At 73.3% G+C, this 23,843-nt stretch carries 21 protein-coding genes and 1 riboswitch; of the genes, 12 read left to right on the forward strand and 9 right to left on the reverse strand.

Going from position 1 to position 23,843, the window contains the following annotated elements:
• Nucleotides 1-211: 211 nt before the first annotated feature.
• From A4E84_RS10810 to A4E84_RS10820, 3 genes are read left to right on the forward strand one after another with little or no spacing between them, the layout of a single operon-like run.
• Nucleotides 212-1,255: an AAA family ATPase gene (locus A4E84_RS10810; RefSeq protein WP_062926352.1), complete on the forward strand. Its 1,044-nt coding sequence runs from the start codon at nucleotides 212-214 to the stop codon at nucleotides 1,253-1,255.
• Nucleotides 1,255-2,619 carry a DUF58 domain-containing protein gene (locus A4E84_RS10815; protein WP_062926353.1) on the forward strand — a complete coding sequence of 455 codons (1,365 nt, stop codon included), beginning with the start codon at nucleotides 1,255-1,257 and terminating at the stop codon, nucleotides 2,617-2,619. The genes A4E84_RS10810 and A4E84_RS10815 overlap by 1 nt, the downstream gene beginning before the upstream one ends.
• Nucleotides 2,616-5,009 (forward strand): transglutaminase TgpA family protein, encoded by a 2,394-nt coding sequence (locus A4E84_RS10820; RefSeq protein WP_062926354.1) that lies wholly within the window; start codon nucleotides 2,616-2,618, stop codon nucleotides 5,007-5,009. The genes A4E84_RS10815 and A4E84_RS10820 overlap by 4 nt, the downstream gene beginning before the upstream one ends.
• A 314-nt stretch (nucleotides 5,010-5,323) precedes the next feature.
• Here A4E84_RS10820 and A4E84_RS10825 read toward each other — a convergent pair whose 3' ends face one another.
• The 3 genes from A4E84_RS10825 to A4E84_RS10835 form a co-directional block, all read right to left on the reverse strand.
• Nucleotides 5,324-5,722, reverse strand: a complete 399-nt coding sequence (locus tag A4E84_RS10825) for a DUF3040 domain-containing protein (RefSeq protein WP_031108527.1) — start codon at nucleotides 5,720-5,722, stop codon at nucleotides 5,324-5,326.
• A gap of 278 nt (nucleotides 5,723-6,000) precedes the next feature.
• Nucleotides 6,001-6,807, reverse strand: a complete 807-nt coding sequence (locus tag A4E84_RS10830; protein WP_062926355.1) for a methyltransferase — start codon at nucleotides 6,805-6,807, stop codon at nucleotides 6,001-6,003.
• A 279-nt stretch (nucleotides 6,808-7,086) separates the two neighbouring features.
• Nucleotides 7,087-7,650, reverse strand: coding sequence for an SAV_6107 family HEPN domain-containing protein (locus tag A4E84_RS10835; RefSeq protein WP_062926356.1), 564 nt, complete (start codon nucleotides 7,648-7,650; stop codon nucleotides 7,087-7,089).
• A gap of 168 nt (nucleotides 7,651-7,818) precedes the next feature.
• Here A4E84_RS10835 and A4E84_RS10840 point away from each other — a divergent pair, with 168 nt between their 5' ends.
• The 4 genes from A4E84_RS10840 (at nucleotide 7,819) to A4E84_RS10855 (ending at nucleotide 13,376) form a co-directional block, all read left to right on the forward strand.
• Complete coding sequence (locus A4E84_RS10840; RefSeq protein WP_335340827.1) at nucleotides 7,819-8,628, forward strand: ATP-binding cassette domain-containing protein; 810 nt, start codon at nucleotides 7,819-7,821, stop codon at nucleotides 8,626-8,628.
• Nucleotides 8,600-10,684 (forward strand): YhgE/Pip domain-containing protein, encoded by a 2,085-nt coding sequence (locus A4E84_RS10845; protein ID WP_062926358.1) that lies wholly within the window; start codon nucleotides 8,600-8,602, stop codon nucleotides 10,682-10,684. Before A4E84_RS10840 ends, A4E84_RS10845 begins: the two co-directional genes overlap by 29 nt.
• 71 nt (nucleotides 10,685-10,755) lie before the next feature.
• Nucleotides 10,756-11,385: a TetR/AcrR family transcriptional regulator gene (locus tag A4E84_RS10850; protein WP_062926359.1), complete on the forward strand. Its 630-nt coding sequence runs from the start codon at nucleotides 10,756-10,758 to the stop codon at nucleotides 11,383-11,385.
• A gap of 500 nt (nucleotides 11,386-11,885) precedes the next feature.
• A complete protein-coding gene (locus A4E84_RS10855) occupies nucleotides 11,886-13,376 on the forward strand; it encodes a phytoene desaturase family protein (RefSeq protein WP_062926360.1) in 1,491 nt (496 codons plus the stop codon).
• A gap of 42 nt (nucleotides 13,377-13,418) precedes the next feature.
• On the opposite strand, the gene A4E84_RS10860 is transcribed toward A4E84_RS10855, so the two are convergent.
• The 6 genes from A4E84_RS10860 to A4E84_RS10885 all read right to left on the reverse strand — a co-directional run bounded on the left by A4E84_RS10860 (nucleotide 13,419) and on the right by A4E84_RS10885 (nucleotide 18,540).
• Entirely contained in the window at nucleotides 13,419-14,366 is a 948-nt protein-coding gene (locus tag A4E84_RS10860) for an SCO2102 family sporulation regulator (RefSeq protein ID WP_062926361.1), read from the reverse strand.
• A gap of 56 nt (nucleotides 14,367-14,422) precedes the next feature.
• Complete coding sequence (gene metF, locus A4E84_RS10865) at nucleotides 14,423-15,346, reverse strand: methylenetetrahydrofolate reductase [NAD(P)H] (RefSeq protein ID WP_062926362.1); 924 nt, start codon at nucleotides 15,344-15,346, stop codon at nucleotides 14,423-14,425.
• Nucleotides 15,347-15,468: 122 nt separating this feature from the next.
• A complete protein-coding gene (gene thiE / locus A4E84_RS10870) occupies nucleotides 15,469-16,128 on the reverse strand; it encodes a thiamine phosphate synthase (protein ID WP_062926363.1) in 660 nt (219 codons plus the stop codon).
• Nucleotides 16,129-16,438: 310 nt separating this feature from the next.
• A complete protein-coding gene (locus tag A4E84_RS10875) occupies nucleotides 16,439-16,804 on the reverse strand; it encodes an Rv2175c family DNA-binding protein (RefSeq protein ID WP_039932287.1) in 366 nt (121 codons plus the stop codon).
• Nucleotides 16,805-16,915: 111 nt separating this feature from the next.
• Nucleotides 16,916-18,157, reverse strand: a complete 1,242-nt coding sequence (locus A4E84_RS10880; protein WP_079128933.1) for an NAD(P)/FAD-dependent oxidoreductase — start codon at nucleotides 18,155-18,157, stop codon at nucleotides 16,916-16,918.
• A 32-nt stretch (nucleotides 18,158-18,189) separates the two neighbouring features.
• On the reverse strand, nucleotides 18,190-18,540 hold the full coding sequence (locus A4E84_RS10885; protein WP_062926364.1) for an avidin-fold protein: 351 nt from the start codon (nucleotides 18,538-18,540) through the stop codon (nucleotides 18,190-18,192).
• Nucleotides 18,541-18,592: 52 nt separating this feature from the next.
• Nucleotides 18,593-18,704, forward strand: a riboswitch (TPP riboswitch).
• Between A4E84_RS10885 and thiO the strand changes: the two genes are divergently transcribed.
• The 5 genes from thiO (at nucleotide 18,702) to A4E84_RS10910 (ending at nucleotide 23,839) form a co-directional block, all read left to right on the forward strand.
• Complete coding sequence (gene thiO, locus A4E84_RS10890; RefSeq protein ID WP_062926365.1) at nucleotides 18,702-19,874, forward strand: glycine oxidase ThiO; 1,173 nt, start codon at nucleotides 18,702-18,704, stop codon at nucleotides 19,872-19,874. (Overlaps the previous riboswitch by 3 nt.)
• Nucleotides 19,871-20,071 (forward strand): sulfur carrier protein ThiS, encoded by a 201-nt coding sequence (thiS, locus tag A4E84_RS10895; RefSeq protein WP_062926366.1) that lies wholly within the window; start codon nucleotides 19,871-19,873, stop codon nucleotides 20,069-20,071. The genes thiO and thiS overlap by 4 nt, the downstream gene beginning before the upstream one ends.
• A gap of 2 nt (nucleotides 20,072-20,073) precedes the next feature.
• Nucleotides 20,074-20,871 (forward strand): thiazole synthase, encoded by a 798-nt coding sequence (locus A4E84_RS10900; protein WP_062926367.1) that lies wholly within the window; start codon nucleotides 20,074-20,076, stop codon nucleotides 20,869-20,871.
• A gap of 93 nt (nucleotides 20,872-20,964) precedes the next feature.
• Nucleotides 20,965-22,902, forward strand: coding sequence for a Stk1 family PASTA domain-containing Ser/Thr kinase (pknB, locus tag A4E84_RS10905; protein ID WP_062926368.1), 1,938 nt, complete (start codon nucleotides 20,965-20,967; stop codon nucleotides 22,900-22,902).
• A 58-nt stretch (nucleotides 22,903-22,960) separates the two neighbouring features.
• Nucleotides 22,961-23,839 (forward strand): deoxyribonuclease IV, encoded by an 879-nt coding sequence (locus tag A4E84_RS10910; protein ID WP_062926369.1) that lies wholly within the window; start codon nucleotides 22,961-22,963, stop codon nucleotides 23,837-23,839.
• Nucleotides 23,840-23,843: the final 4 nt, after the last annotated feature.

The following is a 23,843-nucleotide window of genomic DNA, read 5'->3' on the forward strand; positions in this document are numbered from 1 at the left end:
GTCGTAAGACCGACATATCGCGGCCAGTTGTCCACAGTCGAGTGACACGAAACGGTAACGGCAGCAAGAATGCGGGAGTGACGTCGCGCGGAACCATTCACGTGTGGTGTCCGTGGTTCGGGGTGGGCCGGCCCGCGTCATGCGGCGTCGGCCCGGGAAAATGGGGTATCCCGTGCTCCTTGGGGGCGCGGGAAAGGCCGAGGAGGGCCGGGTGACGACCTATGACGATCGAGCGAGCCTCACTGATCTGACCGCCGTGGTGGAGCGCGTGCGGGAGTCGGTGGAAGGCGTGATCGAGGGCAAGCCCGAGGTCGTACGGCTCTCGCTGACCGTACTGCTCGCCGAGGGACATCTGCTGATCGAGGACGTCCCGGGCGTCGGCAAGACGATGCTGGCCAAGGCGCTGGCGCGGTCCATCGACTGCTCGGTGCGGCGCATCCAGTTCACGCCGGACCTGCTGCCGTCGGACATCACCGGTGTGTCCATCTGGGACCAGCAGCGCCGTGACTTCGAGTTCAAGCCGGGCGCGATCTTCGCACAGGTGGTGATCGGCGACGAGATCAACCGTGCTTCGCCCAAGACGCAGTCCGCGCTCCTGGAGTCGATGGAGGAGCGCCAGGTCACCATCGACGGCAAGACCTACGAGCTGCCCAGCCCCTTCATGGTGGTGGCGACGCAGAACCCGGTCGAGATGGAGGGCACCTACCCGCTGCCGGAGGCCCAGCGCGACCGCTTCATGGCCCGGGTGTCGGTCGGCTACCCGAGCGCGGAGGCCGAGCTGCAGATGCTGGACGTGCACGGCGGCGTCTCGCCGCTGGAGGACCTCCAGCCCGTGGCCCACGCACACGAGATCCTCAAGCTGATCGAGGCGGTGCGCGGCGTGCACGTCGCCGAGCCGGTGCGGCGCTACGCGGTCGACCTGGTCGGCGCCACGCGCACGCACCCCGATCTGAGACTCGGCGCCTCCCCGCGCGCGACGCTGCACCTGCTGCGCGCGGCGAAGGCGTCCGCCGCCCTCAGCGGCCGGGAGTACGCGCTGCCGGACGACGTGCAGGCCCTCGCCGTCGCCGTCCTGGCCCACCGGCTGCTGCCCACCGCCCAGGCCCAGCTCAACCGGCGCACCGCCGAGCAGGTCGTCGAGGAGATCCTGCAGCGCACTCCGGTGCCGACCGCGGCGCCGCAGCAGCAGAGCGGCTTCGGCGGCCTCGACCGTGCGGCGCCGGCCTATCCCCAGCAGCCGCCGCGGAGGCTGTGATGACCACCGCGGGGACGGTGGACGCGGAAGCCGACCGGGGCGAGAAGAGCGGCATCCGCACCGCCCTGGCCGGTCTGACCACCCGCGGACGCTCCTTCCTGGCCGCCGGTGTCGCGGCCGCGATCTGCTCGTACGTGCTCGGGCAGGCGGATCTGCTGCGCGTGGGTCTCCTGCTGGCGGTGCTGCCGCTGGTGTGCGCGGCGGTGCTGTACCGCACGCGCTACCGGGTCGCGGGCAGCCGCCGGCTCTCCCCCGCGCGTGTGCCCGCGGGCAGCGAGGCCCGGGTCCACCTGCGGATGGACAACGTCTCGCGGCTGCCCACGGGCCTGCTGATGCTCCAGGACCGGGTGCCGTACGTGCTCGGTCCCCGGCCCCGCTTCGTGCTGGACCGGGTCGAGGCGGGCGGCCGGCGGGAGGTCTCCTACCGGGTGCGCTCCGACCTGCGCGGCCGCTACCCGCTGGGCCCGCTCCAGCTGCGCCTGACCGACCCGTTCGGCATGTGCGAGCTGACCCGGTCCTTCTCCACGTACGACACCCTCACTGTCATCCCGCGCGTGGAGCCGCTGGCGCCCGTGCGCCTCAGCGGTGAGGCCAAGGGGTACGGCGACGGCCGGCAGCGTTCGCTCGCGCTGGCCGGCGAGGACGACGTGATCCCGCGCGGCTACCGCTACGGCGACGACCTGCGCCGCGTGCACTGGCGCTCCACCGCCCGCTACGGCGAGCTGATGGTGCGCCGCGAGGAGCAGCCGCAGCGCGCCCGCTGCACGGTGCTGCTGGACACCCGGGGCATCGCCTACCAGGGCGCGGGGCCGGACTCGGCCTTCGAGTGGGCCGTGTCGGGCGCCGCGTCCGTGCTGGTGCACATGCTCGAACGGGGCTACTCCGTGCGGCTGTTGACGGACACCGGCAACGCGGTGCCCGGTGAGGGCGGTGACGGCTTCGCGGGCGCGAGCCAGGAGTCGGCGGACGCGGCCGGGCTGATGATGGACACCCTCGCGGTGATCGACCACTCCGACGGCGCGGGCCTGTCCCGGGCCTATGACGTGCTGCGCGGCGGGAACGAGGGGCTGCTGGTGGCCTTCCTCGGCGACCTGGACGAGGACCAGGCGGCGGTGCTGGGCCGGATGCGGCAGCGCAGCCCGGGCGCGGTCGCCTTCGTGCTGGACAGTGAGAGCTGGGTGCGGGAACCGAGCGACGTCCCGGGTCCGTTGGACAGGAGCGAAGACCGGTTGCGCATGCTGCGCGAGGCCGGCTGGACGGCCCTGCGGGTGCCGCGCGGCGCCTCCGTGGACGAGGTGTGGCGGCAGGCCGACCGGGAGCGCAGGGGCCTGGCCGTCGCGAGCGGCGGGGAGGGACCGGGATGAGCGGGCGGGTACGACTGACGCTGGGCGCCTGGGCGGCCACGCTGATGGCCGCGTGCGCTCTGCTGCCCCTCGTCAAGCCGGCCACATGGATCGTGCAGGCGGCCTTCCTGCTGGCCGTGCAGTCGGGCGTGGGTGCCGCTGCCCGCAGGGTGCCGCTGGCCCGGCCGCTGACCGTCGCGGCGCAGGCCGTGGTCACCGTCGCGCTGCTGACCTTCGTGTTCGCCCGTGAGCAGGCCCTGGCCGGGCTGATCCCCGGGCCGCAGGCCTTCGACCGCTTCGCGGTCCTGCTCCAGCAGGGCGGGGACGACATCGCCCGGTACGCGATACCTGCGCCCCTGGAGTCCGACGGCATCCGGCTGATGCTCATAGGCGGGGTCCTGGTCATCGGACTGCTGGTGGACACCCTCGCGGTGACGTTCCGCAGCGCCGCTCCGGCCGGGCTGCCCCTGCTCGCGCTGTACTCCGTGGCCGCCGGGCTGTCCGACGGGGGCACCGACTGGCTGTGGTTCGTGGTGGCGGCGGCCGGCTATCTGATGCTGCTCCTGGCCGAGGGACGCGACCGGCTCTCGCAGTGGGGCCGGGTGTTCGGCGGTGCTCAGCGCACGTCCGGCGGGGAGCCGAGCGGCGCGGTCGCCCCGGTTCGCACCGGACGGCGCATCGGCGTGGTCGCGCTGGGCATCGCCCTGGTGGTGCCGCTCGGCCTGCCCGCGATGAACGGCGGCCTGCTGGACTCCGTGGGAGCCGGCGCGGGCGGCGGCCCCGGCGGCGGGGGCACGATCTCCGCCGTGAACCCGCTGGTGTCGCTGCGGGACAGCCTGAACGCGGACGAGGACCAGCAGGTCCTGTCCGTGCGGACGAAGATGGAAGACGTCTCGGACCTGTATCTGCGGATCGTGTCCCTGGACGACTTCGACGGCACCACGTGGAAGCCGTCCCGGCGGTCCATCACCGCCGTCCCCGACGGCACCTTCCCGGCCCCGGTCGGCCTCAGCCCGGACGTGAAGCGCAGGGAGGTCGACACCACGATCACGGCGGCCGACTGGTACGCCCAGGACTGGCTGCCCATGCCGTTCCCGCCGAGCGGTGTGCGCATCAGCGGCAACTGGCGCTACGAGCCGGTGGGCATGACCCTGGTCGGCGACCACGGACAGAACACGCGGGGCCTGACGTACCAGGTCAAGAGCCTGGAGATGCAGCCGACGGCGAAGCAGCTCGCCGCGGCGGGGCCGCCGCCCGCGGACATCGAGGGCGACTTCACCGAGCTGCCCGACTCGCTGCCGTCGGTGGTGGGCCGCACCGCCCGCCAGGTCACCGCGGGCGCCGCCAATCCGTACGACCAGGCGGTCAAGCTCCAGGACTGGTTCGCCGTGACCGGCGGCTTCGAGTACGACACGCAGGTGCAGGTGGGCAGCGGCTCGCAGGCCATCGCCCGCTTCCTGAAGGACAAGCAGGGCTTCTGCGTGCACTTCTCCTTCGCGATGGCGGCGATGGCCCGCTCCCTGGGCATCCCGGCCCGGGTCGCGGTGGGCTTCGCGCCCGGTTCCCCGCAGGCGGACGGCTCGGTGTCGGTGGGGCTGCGCGACGCGCACGCCTGGCCGGAGCTGTACTTCGAGGGCGTGGGCTGGACCCGCTTCGAGCCCACCCCGAACCGCGGCTCGATACCGTCCTACACCCTGCCGGACAGCCCCGACAGCTCGGTGCCGGACCCGGTGCGGCCGTCCGAGACGACGTCCACCGCGCCCTCCTCTGCGCCGTCGGCGAGCGAGTCCTGCACCCCGGAGCAGAAGAAGCTGGACGGCGGCTGCGCGAGCGAGTCACCGCAGGCGGCGCTGCCCACGGACGACGACGGCCCGAAGTGGTACGCCTTCCTGGTGTGGGCCCTCGCCGGTCTCGCCGTCCTCGCACTCCCCCTGGCGCCGATGCTGTGGCGGCTGCGCACGCGCACGGTACGGCTCGGGGCGCACGGCCGCAGCGAGGCGGACGCTGCGCGGCACACACTGGCCCTCTGGCAGGAGCTGACCGACTCGGCGTGGGACTTCGGCATCACGCCGGACGAGTCGCAGACACCGCGCAAGACGGCCGCCCGTATCGTCCGGCTGGGCGACCTCGACGCGGCGGCCGCGGCCTCGGTGCACCGGGTGGCGAACGCCGTGGAGCAGGTCCTGTACGCACCGCATCCCCGCCCGGTAGCCGGCCTCACGGACGATGTCCGCCGTGCGACGGCGGGCCTCAGCGCGGCGGCCGGCCGCCCGGCCCGGCTCCGGGCGCTTGTGGCTCCCCGCTCCACCGTGCGGGTGGTGTGGACGGCGTCGGCCTGGTGGACGGGGGTCCGGGAGCGCGCCGTGGCGATGCGGCCGACCTGGCGGAAGGCGTCGGGCCAGCAGGGCTGAGGGATACGAGCGGCTCCGGCCGGTCGGCGCGAGGGGGCCGGCCGGCCTTCGCGTACCCGGGGGCCGGACCGGCCTTCACGAACCGGGGGCCCGGGGGCAGCCTTCGCCCACCGGGGGGCCGGGGCAGCCTTCGCCCACCGGGGACGGCCGACGGTGTGACCTCCGGTATGGCCGGTCGGGTGGGCCGGTCGTTGCGAGGGCTGCGAGAGCCTGGCCCCGGCTGCCGACGCATGCGTCAGGGGGTGACCACCGGCTCGGTGGTCACCCCCTGACGTACGTATGCGGACGTAGGCCTGGAGAGGCTGCGCGGAAGGCTAGTGGCCGCCCTGCTCGTCGCGGCGCTTTTGCCAGCGCTGCTCGATGCGGTCCATCACGGAGCGGCGTTGCCGGCCCTGTCGGCGGGCCTGGGGCCCGGCGGCACCGCCGGCCTGTTCACCCGGCTTGGGAGCCTTGCGCCAGCCGGTGACGGCGAGCACCGCACAGCCCAGCATGACGAGGAAGCCCACGACGCTGAGCCAGACCTGCTTGGCGACCATTCCAGCCATGAGGAGCGCGATACCTACGAGGAAGCCGGCGACCGCCTGGTAGACCCGTCGCCGGGTGTACGTGCGCAGCCCGCTTCCCTCAAGCGCTGTCGCGAACTTGGGATCTTCGGCGTACAGCGCTCGCTCCATTTGCTCGAGCATGCGCTGCTCGTGCTCCGAGAGCGGCACGGAGTCCTCCTCATCGTGCAGTCGCCGGGGCGACCCGGGGGGTCCCTTCAGGATAGGCAGGGAATCGCCCCCGTGAAACCCGCCCCTCTGCGCCAATTGACCAACCGGACCCCGCCATGGCGTCCCGGCTCGCTGAGGCTTCCATTCCCCGGCGGCCGACCCGTCATGCCGGAACGGTCTCCCTCGATCATACGGCGCGCCGCCTCCATTCGGGGGGCCTGTGGCGTACTCCATGCGCAGCCAAGGCGCTGATCAGCGGTGGTGCCTCACGAAGCGGCTCAGGCCTCGGCAGCCCCATCGGTATCGCCGGCCCCACCTGTCGCACCGGTCCCGCCGGTCTCACCGAGCACGTGCAATTGCGTGGCCACGGAGTGGAAGGCGGGGAGCTCGGCCGCGGCCTCCTCCAGCTTCAGCAGCGCTTCCAGCGCTCCGGGCTCGGTGTCCACGAGGACGCCGGGCACGAGGTCGGCGAAGACCCGCACCCCGTGCACGGCACCGACCCGCAGACCCGCGGCCTCGACCAGGCCCGTGAGCTGCTCGGCGGTGAAGCGGCGCGGGACGGGGTCACCCGTGCCCCATCGTCCGTTCGGGTCGTCGAGTGCCTGCCGGGCCTCCTTGAAGTGCCCGGCGAGGGCGCGGGCCAGCACGGCACCACCGAGGCCGGCGGCGAGCAGGCTGAGGACGCCCTCCGCGCGCAGGGCCGCCACCGCGTTGCGGACGCCTTCGGCCGGGTCGTCCACGTACTCCAGGACGCCGTGGCACAGCACCACGTCGTAACCACCGCGCTCGGCCACGTCGAACAGGCCGTGGGCGTCGCCCTGGAGGCCCTCGACCCGATCGGCGACACCGGCCTCGGCGGCGCGGCGCTCCAGGGCGAACAGCGCGTTGGGACTGGGGTCGACGACGGTGACACGGTGACCGAGACGGGCGGCGGGCACCGCGAAGTTGCCGCTGCCGCCTCCGGTGTCGAGGACGTCCAGCGACTCCCGCCCCGTGGCCTTGGCCCGGCGGTCCAGGGCGTCCTGGAGGACCTCCCAGACCACGGCGGTACGGAGTGAGGCGCGGGGGCGCATCGGGTCCGACACGGCAGTTGACTCCTCGGCGCGGCACCGCCTCTTGCGCGGCGGCGTGAACGGGGCGTCTTCCCGGCCCCGGCCAACGGGGAGGGAAGACTTCAGGCGTCCCCCCACCCTATTGCCTACGCCGCGGCGCCCGGATGACCCGGTGCCGGGACGGCCCTCTGGTCAGGCGCTTCCCCCGGGCCGCCGACCGAACCCGGGCTCTCCACCGGACCCCGGCCGCCGACCGGACCGGAGCCGCCGGCCGCTCCAGGCCGCCGACCGGCCCGGGCCGCCGCTGCCCGGTCAGCCCGCGTCCGGCATGTCCCTCCCTGAGCCGGGGCCCTCCGGTCGGTCCTGGTCCGGGCGGGGCTGCGGGAGGACGGGCTGGAGGACCAGCATCCGCTCGACGAGGCGCAGGAACATCGCCACGTCCCGTATCAGGTCGTCGGCGTCCCGGCCGGTGGCGGCGCCCTGGATGCCGGCCTCGGCCCGTGCCCGGCGCCGGGCACCCGCGGCGAACAGCGTGCTCCACTCGGTCAGTTCGGGCGCGATCTCGGGGAGCACTTCCCAGGCGCTCCGGATCTTGGCCCGGGCCCGGGGCGAGGTCTCCGGCCGTCCCCGGGCGGCGAGTACCGCAGCGGCGGTGCGCAGGGCGGCGAGGTGGGCCGTCGCATAGCGCTCGTTCGGAGTTTCCAGGGCGGTGGCCTCGTCGAGGCTCGCGCGGGCCTGGGCGAGCAGATCGAGGGCGGCGGGCGGCGCCGTGGCCCGGCGCAGCACGGGGTGCACGTCGCTCGCGGGACCGTTCAGTGAGGGGGCAGGGCCGGTGGCGCGGCGCCGACGGGCGGCTGCTGCGTGGTAGCTGGCCATGACGAACCTCCTGTCGTCTGTGTGACGGCGCGTCCGGTCACGGAGTGCCGTATGTGACCCATCGTGAGGTATGGCACTGACAATCCGTTCTGACCTGCTGTTTTGCCTCGATCGTAGGTTCGGAGTAGTTTTTGCACTGACCAGTCAGTTCAAATTCAGGGGAGACTCGTGGGGGAACAGGCGGGAGGGGTGCGGATCGCCGCCGAGGGCCTCGGGATCAAGGGGCCACGGGGGTGGGCGGTCCGCGGGATCTCCGTCGACGCCGGGCCGGGGGCGCTCGTCGCGGTCGAGGGCCCGTCCGGGTCCGGCCGCACGTGCCTGCTGCTCGCGCTGACGGGGCGGATGAAGGTCTCGGAGGGCACGGCTTCGGTGGGCGAGGCGAGGCTGCCGAAGCAGATGGCGGCGGTGCGCGGCATCAGCGCGCTGGCGCACGTCCCGGGGGTCACCGACCTCGATCCGGCGCTGACCGTCGGTGAGCACCTGCGGGAGCGGGCGCTGCTCCAGCAGCGGTTCGGCGCGTCACTGCGCGGCCTGCTGCGGCCCCGTGGCGAGCGGGCGGCCGAGGCCGGTCAGCGCGTCGACGCCGCGCTCGAAGCCGCCGGGCTCGACCTGGAGGTGCTGCCCAAGGGGCCGCGCACAGCCGTACGGGACCTGGAGCGCCTGGAGGCGCTGCGGCTGTCGGTGGCGCTCGCCCTGGTCGGCGGGCCGCGGCTGCTCGGCATCGACGACACCGACCTCAAGCTCGCGGACGGTGAGCGGGAGGAGGTCTGGGCGCTGCTCAGGTCCCTGGCCGATGCCGGGACGACGGTCGTGGCGGTGTGCAGCGAGGCCCCCGAGGGCGCCGTCAAGGTCTCCACCGCCGACCCCGAGGAGCCGGCCCCCGTGGACGGCCGGGCCGATCAGGGAACCGACCAGGCCGAACAGGCCGACCAGGGAGAGGAGAAGGCCGATGCGCTCGCCGAGACTGGCCGCGCTTGAGCTGCGCCGCTTCGGGCGGGGGAAGCTGCCGCGCGCCGCTCTGGTCGCGCTGCTGGTGCTGCCGCTGCTGTACGGCGCGCTGTACCTGTGGTCGTTCTGGGACCCGTACGGCCGCCTGGACAAGATCCCGGTGGCGCTCGTGAACGACGACAAGGGGGCGACCGCCGACGGGAAGAAGATCACGGCGGGCGACGACATCACGAAGGGCCTGCACGACAGCAAGACCTTCGACTGGCGGGAGGTCAGCGCCGACGAGGCACGCCGGGGCGTCGAGGACGGCAGCTACTACCTGTCGCTCACCCTGCCCGCCGACTTCAGCGAGCGGATCGCCTCCAGCTCCGGGAACAGCCCGGAGACCGGCGCCCTCCAAGTGCACACGAACGACGCGAACAACTACATCGTCGGGCAGATCTCCCGGACGGTCTTCAGCGAGGTCCGGCAGGCGGCGTCCACGAAGACGTCCCGGTCGTTCCTGGACAAGATCTTCGTGTCGTTCTCCGACATCCACGGCAAGACCGTGAAGGCGGCGCAGGGCGCCGACCGGCTCAAGGGCGGCATCGGCAAGGCCGAGAAGGGCTCCAAGGACCTCGCCGACGGCCTGCGGAAGGCCAAGAACGGCAGTGGCAAGCTCTCCACGGGCCTGAAGAAGCTCCACACCGGCGCGGGCGACCTGGAGGACGGCTCGAAGCAGGTCGCGGAGGGCACGCAGAAGCTCGCCGACCGGGTCAACGGCACCACCGACAAGGTCGGTCCCTTCCTGAAGGGCAACGAGAAGACCATCGGTGACACCGCCCAGCTGGTCGCCGACTCCTCCGGGGTGATCCGCAAGCACCTGGACACCCTCGTGAAGACGGCCCCGACCGCCGCCAAGGGCGCCCGCGCGGCCTCCGGCACGCTGAACGACGTCTACGCCCGGCGCTGCGACGACCCCGTCCTGCCCGACGCCGCCTGCTCCGACCTGAAGAAGGCCAAGGACGCCGCCGCCGACGTCACCCTCATCGCGGACGACCTCAACACACTGATCGCGGACCAGGACGGCGACCTGGACAAGCTCGACAAGAACCTCGCCACCCTCCAGAAGCAGTCGCAGGCCCTCGCGAACCGCGCCCCGCACCTCTCCGAGGACCTCGCCGACGCCGTCAAGAAGATCAACAAGCTGAACGACGGCGCGGCCGAGGTCGCCGCGGGGGCGAAGAAGCTGCACAAGGGCATCGGCACGGCCAAGACCGGTGCCGTCGGCCTGGACAAGGGCGTCGGCAAGCTGAAGACGGGCGCCGACGACCTCAACGGCGGCATCTACAAGCTCGTCGGCGGCTCAGGGAAGCTCGCCGGCGGCCTGCACGACGGGGCGGAGAAGATCCCCGACTACGACGAGCAGGACCGCGACCGGCGCACCGAGGTCATGGCCGACCCCGTCCGGCTCGCCTCCCAGGACCTGCACAAGGCGCCCAACTACGGCACCGGATTCGCGCCGTACTTCATCCCCCTGTCCCTGTGGGTGGGCGCGATGGTGGCATACATGCTGATCGCGCCCATGAACCGGCGCGCGCTGGCGGCGGGCGCCCCGGCGTGGCGGATCGCGCTGGCGGGCTGGCTGCCGGTGGCGGCGATCGGGGTGCTGCAGACGGTGGCGCTGATGTCGGTGCTGCACTGGGCGGTCGGCCTGGAGATGGCACGGGCGGCCGGGACGGTGGGCTTCCTGTTCCTGGTGACGGCGTGCTTCGCGGCGATCGTGCAGTGGCTGAACGCGCGCTTCGGGGCGGCGGGCCGGATCCTGGTCCTCGCGCTGCTGATGCTCCAGCTGACCTCGGCGGGCGGCACGTACCCCGTGCAGACCAGCCCCGGGTTCTTCAACGCGCTCCACCCGTTCCTGCCGATGAGCTACGTCGTCGAGGCCCTGAGGCGGCTCATCACGGGCGGTGGTCTCGAACCGGTGTGGCACGCGTGCGTGGTGCTGACGGCGTTCACCGCGGGCGCCCTCGCGCTGACCGCCGTGGCGGCCCGGCGGCGCCAGGTGTGGACGCTGGACCGGCTGCACCCGGAACTGAGCCTGTGAGCCCCGCCTCCGTGCCCGCCGACCTCCCCGCCGTCACGTCCCCCGGAAAGGTTCCTGTGACAATCAGGGCCATGGAAAGCAGCAGTGCCGCGTCGGGCGGCAGCACGCGCCGCGAGGCCACCCGGCAGAAGCTCTACGAGGCGGCCGTCACGCTCATCGCCGAGCAGGGGTTCTCCGCCACGACCGTGGACGAGATCGCCGAGCGTGCCGGGGTCGCGAAGGGCACGGTCTACTACAACTTCGCGAGCAAGTCCGTCCTCTTCGAGGAACTGCTGCGGCACGGAGTGGGTCTGCTGACCGCCTCCCTGCGGGAAGCGGCCGAGCGGACGGCGCGGGAGGGCGGCAGCAAGGTCGACGCCCTGGACGCGATGATCCGCGCGGGGCTGGTCTTCATCGACCGCTACCCGGCCTTCACCCAGCTGTACGTGGCCGAGCTGTGGCGCACCAACCGGGCCTGGCAGTCCACGCTGATGGTGGTCCGGCAGCAGGCCGTCGCGGTCGTGGAGGACGTCCTGCGCGAGGGTGTCGGCAACGGCGAGTTCAGCGAGGAGATCGACGTGCCGCTGACGGCGGCGGCCTTGGTCGGCATGGTCCTGGTCGCCGCGCTCGACTGGAAGTCGTTCCAGGCGGAGCGTTCCCTGGACGACGTCCACGCGGCCCTGTCGCGGCTGCTCCAGGGGCGGGTGAGCGGCTGCCGCTGACCCGCCCCTGCGGCGACCGCGCGAAAGCGCCGGTCCGCTGTGGCCGCGTCCCCCGCGGGCCACCTCGAACCGGCGCCTTCCGTGCTCCCCCGTTTTCCTGCTCCCCCGTACGTTCCCCCGCAGGACCCCCGTTGCGGTCGTCCCCGGTTCTCCCCCGTGCCTCGCTCCCGCCGGCACCGCCGGCGGAAGGAGCGGATCGTGGGCCGGCTCCGTTCCGGCGCCCCGTGTCGCCGGTGCCGGAGCCGAGCCCCTCTCCGTGTCTCCACTCTCCCTTCCGCGCTGGTCGTCCCCCATCCGCGCGCGTACTCAACTCGCCGGCTAGGTACGGATACTCAGGCCTGCGCACGGGGCCCCACAGCGCTGTGTCGCCGCCTGGTCACGATCACCTCCGCGCCCGTACTCGGAGGCCGACGGCAGGGGCCGTCGCGAGGGCCGTCGGTGGGGGCCGTCGGTGGGGGCCGTCGGCGAGGGCTGTCGGTGGGGGCCGATAAAGTCGCCGCATGGCACGGATTGCGGTGATCGGCGCCGGGATGGGCGCGCTGACGGCCGCCGCCCGGCTGGCCGTCGCGGGCCACCGGGTGGCGGTGTACGAGCGGACGGACACCTACGGCGGAGCGCTGCGCCGCTTCGAGCGCGATGGCTTCTCCTTCGACACCGGCCCCGCTCTGCTGCCGCTGCCGGCCGTCTACCGCGACCTGTTCGTCAAGACCGGCAAGGAGCCGCTGGAGTCCCGCGTCGAGCTGGTCCAGGTCGATCCGTCGTCCCGGCACGTGTTCGCGGACGGCACCGAGGTGGCGCTGCCGAACGCCTCGCGCGCGGGCGTCGTCGCCGCCCTGGACGAGGGGCTCGGCCAGGGCGCCGGGAAGCGCTGGGGCGACTTCCTGGTCCGGGCCCGCGAGGCCTGGGACCGGACCCGCCGGCCGCTGCTGGAGGAGCCCCTCTGGCCGAACTGGCAGGTCCTGGCCGAGCGCGAGCCCTACCCGTCGGTGCCGCACAAGCGGCTGCTGCGCACCCGGCGGGCCGGCACACTCGCCGAGGTCGGTGCCTGGGAGCTGCGCGACCCCCGGCTCGCGGCACTCCTGGAGAGCCACGCCCTCGGATACGGCCTGGACCCCCGGGCCGCCCCGGCGAGCGCGGCCGTTCTGCCGTACATGGAGCACGCCTTCGGCACCTGGTACGTGCGCGGCGGCCTGCGCGAGCTGGCGCGGGCGGTGTACGAGCGGTGCCTTGCCCGCAGGGTCGAGTTCCACTTCGGCGCCGAGGTCACCGGCGTGCTGGAGAAGGACGGCCGGGCATCCGGGGTGGAACTCGCCGACGGGTCGGCCGCGGAGGCGGACTTCGTGGTCGCCGGCGTCGCACCCGGCATCCTGGCCCGGCTGACGGCGGGCACCCTCGTACGGGGCGAGAGCGAGGTTCCGCCACAGCCCGCGGCGGCCGGCCGGCTGACGCTCCTGCTCGCCCTGCGCGGCCCCCGCCCCGCAGGCACGGCACACCGCACGGTGGTGCACACCCCGGACCGCGAGGCCGAGCTGGAGGCCCTGTTCGGCACGACCGCCGGGAATCGCCGTCCGACCGTCACGGTGCTACGGCCCGACGACCCCCGCCTGGCCCCGGCTGACCACGAGGCGGTCACCGTCACGACGGCGGTGCCCGCGCGGCCCGGCCGGCCTCACGGTGACCTCGTGGACCACATGATCACCGCCGCCGAACGCGCCGTACCCGGCCTGCGCGACCGCCTCCTCTGGCACGAGGCGCGCACCCCGGCCGACACCGCGGACGAGACGGGTGCGGAGGGCGGGGCGGTGCCGGTGCCGGCCCTGGCGGCGGCCGGCGGGCGGCTGCTGCATCCGTCCAACGGCACACAGGTGCCCGGCCTGTTCACCGTGGGCGGCTGGGCCCACCCCGGCGGCGGACTGCCACACGCGGGCATGTCGGGCGCGCTGGTCGCGGGACTGATCGTGGAGGGGCCGGAGTTCCGCGGCTCGCAGTGAACGCGACGCCCCTGCGGGACCGAAGCCTCAGAAGACGCAGCCTCAGAAACGGTACTGCTCGTCGAAGCCGTTGCCCTGCGGCTGCTGCCCGCCGCCCTGGTACGGGTACGGCTGCTCCGGCGGCAGCTCCTGCCCGTACTCGTCGGTGTTGCGCTGCTGCGGGACCCACACCCCGCCGGGCGGGGTCTCGCCGCCATAGGTGCCGGCGTACTGCTGCTGACCGGTGGCGTCGTAGCCCTGCTGCTGGCCGTAGTACTGCTGGTCGCCGTAGGTGCCCTCGTACGTACCCTGGCCGTAGTTCGACGAGCCGATGTACGGGTCGGAGTAGGCAGCGTACTGCTGCTGACCGGTGTCGTCGTAGCCCTGCTGCTGGCCGTAGCCGGAGTAGTCGTAGGCGTAGGACTGGTCGGCGGCCTGGGCGGCGTACTGGTCGTGGGCCTGCTGGCCCGTGGCCTGATACCCGCTGTCGTAGGTCCCGTAGGAGCCGGTGTCCTCCGGCATGGGCTCCGGCTCGTAGACGGCCGTGGTCTCGGCGGCCGTCGGCTGGTGGACGGGGCGGGCGGGGGTGAAGACGTCGTCGCGGTCGTAGTCGTCGTCCTGGCCGTAGGCGGCGGCGTCGCGGCGGTAGGCGCCGGGCTCGTCGTCGTAGCCGCCCTCGGCCTCCAGGCCGGAGACCTCCAGGGTCGGTTCCTGGCGGCCGCGCTCACCGCGGCGGCGCTTGCTGCCGCCCAGCGCGGGCGCGCTCATCGCCCAGCCGGCCGCGAAGCCGCTGCGGAACGACAGCGTGACGTAGGTCTGCCCGACCGCGAAGGCGGCCGCGCCGAGGCCGATCACGACGACCGAGGGGATCAGGACACCGACGACGACACCGAGGAACCCGACGAAGGCCAGCAGCCGCCAGCGCAGCCGCGCCTTGTACTGCAGCAGCACCTCGCCCAGCAGCCACAGCGCGACGATGCCGAACGCGATGTAGAGGACCGCCCAGCCCATGTACGCCCCTCTCCCAGTGGCCGCTACGCAGTGTGTCGTATACCGGTGCGAACGGTCTAGGCCTGCGGTGAACGGTGCAGGCCAAGGTTCTCGTAGATTTCCAGTGTCGCGGTGGAGTTGTTGAGCGTGATGAAGTGCAAGCCGGGCACCCCCTCGGCGAGCAGCTGCGCACAGAACTCCGTGGCGAATTCGATACCAATGGAGCGTACAGCGGCCGGATCGTCTTGTGCTGTGAGGATCCGCTCTTTCAGGGCGGCCGGGAACGCCGCGTTGGTGAGCGACCCGATCCGCTCCAGCGTCTTCACGCTCGCGATCGGCATGACCTCGGGGATGATCGGGGTGTCGCAGCCGGCGGCCGAGACCCGGTCGCGCAGCCGGAGGTAGTCCTCCGGCTGGAAGAACATCTGCGTGATGGCGTAGTCCGCGCCCGCCCGGCACTTGTCGACGAAGTGGCGGACGTCGGTGTCCCAGTCGAGGGAGCGCGGGTGCATCGCCGGGAAGGCGGCGACGCCCACGCAGAAGTCGCCGGACGCCTTGATCAGCTCGACGAGTTCGGCGGCGTAGGCGAGACCGCGGGGGTGCGGCACCCAGTCGCCCATGGGGTCGCCGGGCGGGTCGCCGCGCAGGGCGAGCATGTTGCGGATCCCCGCGTCGGCGTACTGGCCGATGATGTTGCGCAGGTCGGCCACCGAGTGGTCGACGGCGGTGAGGTGGGCGATCGGGGTGAGGGTGGTGTCGGAGGCGATCGCCTCGGTCGCCTTGACCGTGCCCGCGCGGGTGGAACCGCCCGCGCCGTAGGTCACGGAGACGAAGTCGGGTGCCACCGCCTCGACCCGGCGCAGCGCGTTCCACAGGTTCCGCTCGCCCTTCGGGGTCTTGGGGGCGTAGAACTCGAACGAGTACGTCGTCTTGCCGGCCGCGAGCATGTCGCGGACGGTGCGGGCGTGGTCCGACCTGATGGATGCGGTGCCGAGGGCCATACGGGCAGGTTAGCCAGGGGAGGTCGGTCCCCCAACCGTGGGCCGGGATTTGCCCCGATTGTCCACTTGTTGTCCATCCCTTGGACAACCGTTTCGGCCACGGCCTGGCGTTCGGGCAGGGCCTAGACCTCCCGCAGCCGCTTCGCGAACTCGGCCGCCGCGGCTCCCGGGTCGTCGGCCTCGGTGATCGCCCGTACGACGACGACGCGCCGGGCGCCCGCTTCCAGGACCTGGTCGAGGCTGCCGAGGTCGATGCCGCCGATGGCGAACCAGGGGCGGTCGGTGCCGAGAGCTGCGGTGTACCGGACGAGGTCCAGGCCGGGCGCGTGGCGGCCGGGCTTGGTGGGGGTCGGCCAGCACGGGCCGGTGCAGAAGTAGTCCACGCCAGGCTGGACGGCGGCCTCGGCGGCCTCGGACTCGGCGTGGGTGGAGCGGCCGATCACGACGTCGTCGCCGAGGAGCGCGCGGGCGGCGGGGACCGGGAGGTCGCCCTGGCCGAGGTGCAGCACGTCGGAGCCCGCGGCGTGCGCGACGTCCGCCCGGTCGTTGACCGCGAGCAGCTTGCCGTGCCGGGCGCAGGCGTCGGCGAAGACGGCCAGGTGCTCCAGCTCCTCACCGGCCTCCATGCCCTTGTCCCGCAGCTGCACGATGTCGACCCCGCCGGTCAGCACGGCGTCGAGGAACGCCCCGAGGTCGCCCTGCCGCTTGCGCGCGTCGGTGCAGAGGTAGACCCGGGCGTCGGCGAGCTGGGCCCGGGCGGTGGCGGCGGCGGTGCCGGTCATGCGTGTCCCCCTGGGTGTCGTGGCGTACGGGCCGGTGGGCCCGTCCGTGCGTCGGCGGCGTGCGGGAGCGCCCGCGCGGGTACCGGCGGCGTGCGGCGCGGGAACGCCCTGTCCCGCTGCGAACGCCCGGGAAACCCTACGCCTGCCTGCTGGTCCGGCCACGCCCCCGGTAGCCGTCCCGCGGCTTGTGCGGGGGACGGCCACCGGCTCGGACAGGCACGGGCCCCCGGGGCCGCGGCCCCTCGGGTCACGGCCCCACTTCGGGCGGTTGTTCAGGTCCGGCCCGGACGGTTGTCCGGTCGAGGTTGGGTCAGACCGCGAGCGCCTGGGCGCGGCGCTTCACCTCCGTGCCACGGTTCTCACTGAGCGCCTGCGCGGGGGTGCCGGGCAGGCTGGGGTCCGGGGTGAAGAGCCACTCCAGCATCTCTTCGTCCGTGAAGCCGTCGTCCCGCAGGAGCGTCAAGGTCCCGGACAGGCCCTTGACGACCTTGTCCCCGTCGATGAAGGCGGCGGGGACGTGCAGCGCGCGGTTCTCACCGCGGCGTACGGCGATGAGCTGGCCCTCCTTGACCAGCTGCCGCACACGCGTCACCTCGACGCCGAACTGTTCGGCGATGTCGGGGAGGGTGAGCCAGGCGGGGACGAGAGCATCGATCTTTGCGTCAATCTCGGTCACGGAAACAAGCCTGCCATCTGCCACTGACAGTCGGAAGTCGGCCCGGTCCACGCGGGCGGACGCGCCGGGCCGGGCAGCGCCGCCCGGGCGGCCCCCCGAGGGCGCCGGAACTCAAGCCGTCGCCGCCTTCATGGGCCTGGCCGGATCCGCCAGCAGCACCGTATTCATCGCGGTGCCCGACTCGATCAGGCGGCGGCCCTGCGCCAGGTCCCGGGGCCGGCCCACCGCCAGCAGCGCGACCAGCCGCTCACCGCGCAGCCAGCAGACCGTCCAGGCCGGTCCGGCGGGGTCGCCCCGCCACAAGATCGTGTCCGCGGCCGCGTGGTGCCCGGCGTACTGGACGAACCGCCCGAACTGCTCGGACCAGAAGTACGGCACCGGGTCGTACACCGCCGGCGTCTCCCCCGTGGCCCGGCCGACGATGTTCACGGCGACCGTGCGCGGCCCCTGGAGGGCGTTGTCCCAGTGGTGGACCAGCAGGCGCTCGGCGTAGCGCCCCGAGGGGAAGGAGGCGCAGTCGCCGACGGCGTACACGTCCGGCACGGACGTGCGCAGATGCTCGTCGGCGACGATCTCGCCGTACGAGCCGAGCTCGATCCCGGAGCCGGCCAGCCAGGCCGTCGCGGGGCGGGCGCCGATGCCGACGACGACCGCGGTCGCGGGCAGCCGCGAGCCGTCGTCCAGGAGGACCGCGCCCGGCTCGACGCGCTCCACGCGCGCGTGCGTCCGCAGGGCCACGTCGGCGTCGGCGTACCAGCCGGTCATCGGGGTGGCGACCTCGGCGGGCAGCGCTCCGGCGAGCGGCCGTTCCGCGGCTTCCACGACGGTCACCGCGCAGCCCGCCTCGCGGGCGGCCGTGGCGAACTCGGCGCCGATCCAGCCCGCGCCGACGACCACGATGTCCTGCCGCCGGGCCAGCACCGGCCGCAGCCGCTCGGCGTCGTCCAGGGTGCGCAGCAGATGCACGCCGGGCACGCCCTCGGCGCCGGGCAGCCGGACCGGTTCTGCGCCGGTCGCGACGACCAGGACGTCGTACGGCACGGGCCCGTCCTCGGTGTCCAGCTCGTGGTCGGCGGGGCGCAGGCCCAGCACCTCGCAGCCGAGGCGCAGTTCGACGCCGAGCGCTTCGAAGTCGACGTCGAAGGCGGACCCCTCGGACTTGCCGAGCAGGACGGCCTTGGACAACGGGGGCCGGTCGTAGGGCTGGTGGGGCTCGGCGCCGAGCAGGATCACGTCGCCGGTGAAGCCCCGCTCGCGCAGGGCGACGGCGCTCTGCACCCCGGCCATGCCCGCACCCGCCACGACGACACGCCGCGGCGCGGACGAACCTGGTTCCTGCGTCTGCTCGCTCACCTGATCACCATAGACACCTGACGCATTGTCAGTCAGCGCTCGTGCGCCGTGACCTGCTCCACAACGCTCGTGCCGCTGCCCTGCCGGGACTCCCACTCCCAGGTCTCCTCCAGCCGCACCCGCCCGTCGGGCAGTTCCACGACCGCCGACACGCAGTGCCCCGAGGAAGTGGTCCCGTCCCGCTTGAGCTGGACGTACCGGAAGTCCAGCCGGTCACCTTCCCGGGTACCCACGAGATGGCCGCGTACGACGTCGCCGCCCGCGTACTCGGCCCAGATCTCGCCCTGCCGCTCGTGGTACGTGAACCGGGTGCGGGTGCCCACCTGGCCCGGTGCCTGGTCGGCGACCGGGGCGAGGACGAGACCGTCGAGGGACCGGGCCATGGGCTGAGGCTCCCTTACTGCGGGACAGGGCATCGGGCTAGGGTGGCCAACGTAAAGCACTCGCGGGAGCCCGGACGCACCGGGCTGAGAGGGAGGCTGGCGGCCTCCGACCGTACGAACCTGATCCGGGTCATGCCGGCGAAGGGAGGGGCTGGACGCCCATGTCGCCTACGTCCACATCGTCAGACGTCCTCGTCATCGGGGGCGGGATCATCGGCCTGGTCACGGCCTGGCGGGCCGCGCAGCGCGGGTTCGCCACGGCCGTCGTCGACCCCGAGCCGGGCGGCGGGGCCGCGCAGGTCGCGGCCGGCATGCTGGCCGCCGTCACGGAACTGCACTACGGCGAGCAGACCCTGCTCGGCCTGAACCTCGCCTCGGCCCGGCGCTACCCGGACTTCGCCGCCGAGCTCACCGAGCTGACCGGCCGGGACCTCGGCTACCGCCGCTGCGGCACGCTCGCCGTCGCCCTGGACGCCGACGACCGGGCCCACCTGCGCGAACTGCACGCCCTGCAGCAGCAGTCGGGGCTGGAGTCGCAGTGGCTGTCCGGGCGCGAGTGCCGGCGCCTGGAGCCGATGCTCGCGCCGGGCGTGCGCGGCGGGCTGCGGGTCGACGGCGACCACCAGATCGACCCCCGGCGGCTGGCCGGTGCCCTGGTCGCCGCCTGTGAGCGGGCGGGCGTGGTCTTCCACCGGACGTGGGCTGAACGGCTGGCCGTCGTACGGGACCGGGCCGCGGGTGCCGTCCTGGCCGGAGGGACCGAGGCGGCCGCCGGGCAGGTGGTGCTCGCCGGGGGCAGCCTCAGCGGGCGGCTCGCCGGGGTGCCGGAGGACGTGCTGCCTCCCGTGCGGCCGGTGAAGGGGCAGGTCCTGCGGCTGACGATGCCGCTGCGGCACGGGCCGTTCCTGAGCCGGACCGTGCGCGCGGTGGTGCGCGGCAGCCATGTCTACCTGGTGCCGCGCGAGAGCGGCGAACTCGTCGTCGGGGCGACCAGCGAGGAGCTCGGCTGGGACACCACGGTGACCGCGGGCGGCGTGTACGAGCTGCTGCGGGACGCGCACGAGCTGGTCCCGGGCATCACCGAGCTGCCGCTCACCGAGACCCGGGCCGGGCTGCGGCCCGGCTCCCCCGACAACGCGCCCCTGCTCGGACCGACCGGTCTGGAGGGCCTGCTGCTGGCCACCGGGCACTACCGCAACGGCGTCCTGCTCACGCCGGTGACCGGCGACGCCCTGGCGCACGCCCTGGCCACGGGTGAACTCCCGCAGGAGTCCCGGCCCTTCACCCCGAAGCGCTTCAGTCCCGCCACCGCACTCACGGAGCAGCCCGCATGAACATCTCCGTCAACGGCGAGCCCCGGGACGTCCGGCCCGGCACGGCTCTCGACACCGTCGTGAGGTCGCTCACCGCCTCGTCCTCGGGCGTGGCCGCCGCCCTCAACGAAACCGTCGTCCCGCGCACGCAGTGGCCCGCCACACCGCTCTCCGAGGGAGACCGGGTGGAAGTCCTCACGGCCGTTCAAGGAGGCTGACCATGGCCGACGATCCGTTCGTCCTCGGTGGTACGTCGTTCACGTCCCGTCTGATCATGGGCACGGGCGGGGCGCCCAGCCTGGAGGTGCTGGAGCGGTCGCTCGTCGCCTCGGGGACGGAGCTGACGACCGTCGCGATGCGCCGGGTGAACGCCTCGGTGCACGGTTCGGTGCTGTCCGTCCTCGACAGGCTCGGCATCCGGGTGCTGCCCAACACGGCGGGCTGTTTCACCGCCGGCGAGGCCGTCCTCACGGCCCGCCTCGCTCGCGAGGCCCTCGGCACCGACCTGGTCAAGCTGGAGGTCATCGCCGACGAGCGCACGCTGCTGCCGGACCCGATCGAGACGCTGGAGGCGGCCGAGACACTGGTCGACGACGGGTTCACGGTGCTGCCGTACACCAACGACGACCCGGTGCTGGCGCGGAAGCTGGAGGACGCGGGCTGTGCGGCGATCATGCCGCTCGGCTCACCGATCGGCTCCGGGCTCGGGATCCGCAACCCGCACAACTTCCAGCTGATCGTCGAGCAGGCGCGCGTGCCGGTGATCCTGGACGCCGGTGCCGGTACGGCCTCGGACGCGGCGCTGGCGATGGAGCTGGGGTGTGCGGGTGTGATGCTCGCCTCGGCGGTGACGCGGGCGCAGGAGCCCGTGCTGATGGCCGACGCGATGCGGCATGCCGTGGAGGCCGGGCGGCTGGCGTACCGGGCGGGGCGGATCCCGAGGCGGCATTTCGCACAGGCGTCGTCACCGGCGGAGGGAATGGCCGCCCTGGACCCGGAACGGCCCGCTTTCCGGTAGGGGCTCGTGCACACGTCACAGGTCGGCTGCAGTCGCGCCCCGAAATCGGGCGGGGCGGGAGAGCTGTCGGTGGCGGCTCGTACACTCGCCTGCGTGGACACGACCCTTCAGGACCCCTTGGTCGGGCAGGTGCTCGACGGCCGGTATCGCATCGACGCGCGGATCGCGGTCGGCGGGATGGCCACGGTCTACCGGGCCGTGGACACCCGGCTCGACCGGGTCCTCGCGCTCAAGGTGATGCACCCCGCGCTCGCGGTCGACGCCTCGTTCGTCGAGCGGTTCATCCGCGAGGCGAAGTCGGTGGCCCGGCTGGCCCATCCGAACGTGGTGCAGGTCTTCGACCAGGGTACCGACGGCTCGTACGTGTACCTGGCGATGGAATACGTCGCGGGATGCACCCTGCGCGACGTGCTGCGCGAGCGCGGGGCCCTCCAGCCGCGCGCCGCCCTGGACATCCTGGAGCCGGTGCTGGCCGCGCTGGGCGCCGCCCACCGTGCCGGGTTCGTGCACCGCGACATGAAGCCCGAGAACGTCCTCATAGGGGACGACGGCCGGGTCAAGGTCGCCGACTTCGGTCTCGTCCGGGCCGTGGACACGGTGACGAACACCACCGGCACCGTCCTCGGCACGGTCTCGTACCTCGCCCCGGAGCAGATAGAGGACGGCACCGCCGATCCCCGCGTCGACGTGTACGCGTGCGGCGTGATGCTGTACGAGATGCTGACCGGCGACAAGCCGCACGACGGGGACTCCCCCGCCGTGATCCTCTACAAGCACCTGCACGAGGACGTGCCCCCGCCCTCGGCCGCCGTGCCCGGTCTGGCGTACGAGCTGGACGAGATGGTGGCCTCGGCGACGGCGCGCACCCCGGCGATCCGCCCGCACGACGCGGTGGCGCTGCTCGCGCAGGTCCGCGACGGGCGCGGCCGGCTGAGCGAGGACCAGCTGGACGCGGTGCCGCCGCAGGCGCTCGCGGCGGACCACGACAACGGCGACGACCGGACGACCGTGATCCCGCGCGCCCTGACCACACCGCGCCCGCTGCCGGTGAACGAGGACGACGAGGCCTCCGGGGCCACCCTCGACCGCACCAGCCGTTTCGAGTCCCCGCCGCCGCCCCCGCGGTCCCGACGCCGCCCGGGGTTCCGGCGCGGCCCGGCGGCGATCGTCGTCGCCGTCCTGCTCGTGCTCGGCCTGGGCGCGGGCGTCTGGTACATCAACTCCGGCCAGTTCACCAAGGTCCCGCCGTTGCTGTCGAAGACCGAGGCGCAGGCCACGGACGAGCTGAAGGATGCCGGGCTCGAGGTGGGCGAGGTCAGCCACGCCCACAGCGACACCGTCAAACGCGGCACGATCATGGGCATGTACCCGGAGCCGGGCGCCCGTATCCGCCTCCACGACTCCGTGTCGTTCACCATCTCCGACGGCCCCGAGACCGCTCGCGTGCCCGCCTTGGCGGGCCAGAAGCTGGACCAGGCACGGGCCCAGCTGCAGGAGGACGGGCTGGAGCCGGGCATGGTCACCCGGGAGTTCAGCGACGACGTGCCGCGCGGATCGGTGATCTCCGCGCGCCCGGCCGACGGCACGAAGGTGCGTGCGGGCACGGCCGTCGCGCTGGTCGTCAGCAAGGGCGCTCCCATCGACATCCCCGACGTCACCGGCTCGGACGAGGCCGACGCGAGGTCCGAGCTGACCGAGGCCGGCCTCAAGGTGAGGATCGCCACCGAGCGCGTCAACTCCTCCGAGTACGACAAGGGTCAGGTCGTCCGGCAGACGCCGAAGTCCGGCGGCCGGGCGGCCGAGGGCGACACCGTGACGCTGACGCTGTCGAAGGGCCCCGAGATGGTCGAGGTCCCGGACGTGGTCGGCGACAGCGTCGACGACGCCACACGGGCGCTGGAGAGTGCCGGGTTCCAGGTCGAGGAGGACCGCGGTCTGCTCGGCCTGTTCGGCGACGAGGTCAAGAGCCAGTCCGTCGACGGCGGCGCGACCGCGCCCAAGGGCTCGACGATCACCATCAAGATCAGGTGAGGGGCCCGGGCGGCGGCCCGTGGACGGAGCAGGGCCGGACGCATGACACCCTGAACGGGTGAACAGTCAGCTGTCCGGCCCCTCCCGCAACCCCGTGGGCGGCCACGTCCCCGTGGCCGGCGGGCTCCATTCCGTGGGCCTGTCGTACGCCCGTGACCTGAAGGCGGAGGCCGTCCAGGTCTTCGTCGCCAACCCGCGCGGCTGGGCCACGCCGACCGGGAACCCGAAGCAGGACGAGGCGTTCCGCGCGGCCTGCGCGGCCGAGTCGATCCCGGCCTATGTGCACGCCCCCTACCTGATCAACTTCGGCTCGCACACCGAGGCGACCGTGGAGCGGTCGGTGGAGTCGCTGCGGCACTCGCTGCGGCGCGGGCGGGAGATCGGGGCGCTCGGCGTGGTCGTGCACACGGGCAGCGCGACCGGCGGCCGGGAGCGGTCGGTGGCGCTGAAGCAGGTACGGGAGCACCTGCTGCCGCTGCTGGACGAGCTGACCCACGACGACGACCCGTTCCTGCTGCTGGAGTCGACGGCCGGACAGGGCGCCTCGCTGTGCTCGCGGACGTGGGACTTCGGCCCGTACTTCGAGGCGCTGGACGCCCACCCGATGCTCGGCGTGTGCCTGGACACCTGCCACATCTATGCCGCCGGGCACGACCTGACCGGTCCGAGCGGTATGCACCAGACGCTGGACCTGCTGGTGGACACCGTCGGCGAGGGCCGGCTGAAGCTGATCCACGCCAACGACTCCAAGGACGTGGTGGGCGCCCACAAGGACCGGCACGAGAACATCGGCGTCGGCCACATCGGCGAGGACCCGTTCCGGGCGCTGATGACGCATCCCGCGACCGCGGGCGTGCCGCTGATCATCGAGACGCCGGGCGGCAAGCAGGGGCACGCCGCGGACGTGGAACGGCTGAAGAAGCTCCGCGACGGCTGAGCCC

Origin of the sequence: Streptomyces qaidamensis, from assembly GCF_001611795.1 — a bacterium.
Lineage (GTDB): Bacteria > Actinomycetota > Actinomycetes > Streptomycetales > Streptomycetaceae > Streptomyces > Streptomyces qaidamensis.

What these genes read in the sequence shown, in the direction of transcription:
- A4E84_RS10835 (WP_062926356.1), bottom strand. Translation starts at nt 7,650, where the DNA reads ATGGCCAGCTACCACGCAGCAGCCGCCCGTCGGCGCCGCGCCACCGGC.
- A4E84_RS10855 (WP_062926360.1), top strand. Translation starts at nt 11,886, where the DNA reads ATGGCACGGATTGCGGTGATCGGCGCCGGGATGGGCGCGCTGACGGCC.
- thiS (WP_062926366.1), top strand. Translation starts at nt 19,871, where the DNA reads ATGAACATCTCCGTCAACGGCGAGCCCCGGGACGTCCGGCCCGGCACG.
- thiE (WP_062926363.1), bottom strand. Translation starts at nt 16,128, where the DNA reads ATGACCGGCACCGCCGCCGCCACCGCCCGGGCCCAGCTCGCCGACGCC.
- A4E84_RS10820 (WP_062926354.1), top strand. Translation starts at nt 2,616, where the DNA reads ATGAGCGGGCGGGTACGACTGACGCTGGGCGCCTGGGCGGCCACGCTG.
- A4E84_RS10815 (WP_062926353.1), top strand. Translation starts at nt 1,255, where the DNA reads ATGACCACCGCGGGGACGGTGGACGCGGAAGCCGACCGGGGCGAGAAG.
- metF (WP_062926362.1), bottom strand. Translation starts at nt 15,346, where the DNA reads ATGGCCCTCGGCACCGCATCCATCAGGTCGGACCACGCCCGCACCGTC.
- A4E84_RS10850 (WP_062926359.1), top strand. Translation starts at nt 10,756, where the DNA reads ATGGAAAGCAGCAGTGCCGCGTCGGGCGGCAGCACGCGCCGCGAGGCC.
- A4E84_RS10845 (WP_062926358.1), top strand. Translation starts at nt 8,600, where the DNA reads ATGCGCTCGCCGAGACTGGCCGCGCTTGAGCTGCGCCGCTTCGGGCGG.
- A4E84_RS10885 (WP_062926364.1), bottom strand. Translation starts at nt 18,540, where the DNA reads ATGGCCCGGTCCCTCGACGGTCTCGTCCTCGCCCCGGTCGCCGACCAG.
- A4E84_RS10860 (WP_062926361.1), bottom strand. Translation starts at nt 14,366, where the DNA reads ATGGGCTGGGCGGTCCTCTACATCGCGTTCGGCATCGTCGCGCTGTGG.
- A4E84_RS10900 (WP_062926367.1), top strand. Translation starts at nt 20,074, where the DNA reads ATGGCCGACGATCCGTTCGTCCTCGGTGGTACGTCGTTCACGTCCCGT.
- thiO (WP_062926365.1), top strand. Translation starts at nt 18,702, where the DNA reads ATGTCGCCTACGTCCACATCGTCAGACGTCCTCGTCATCGGGGGCGGG.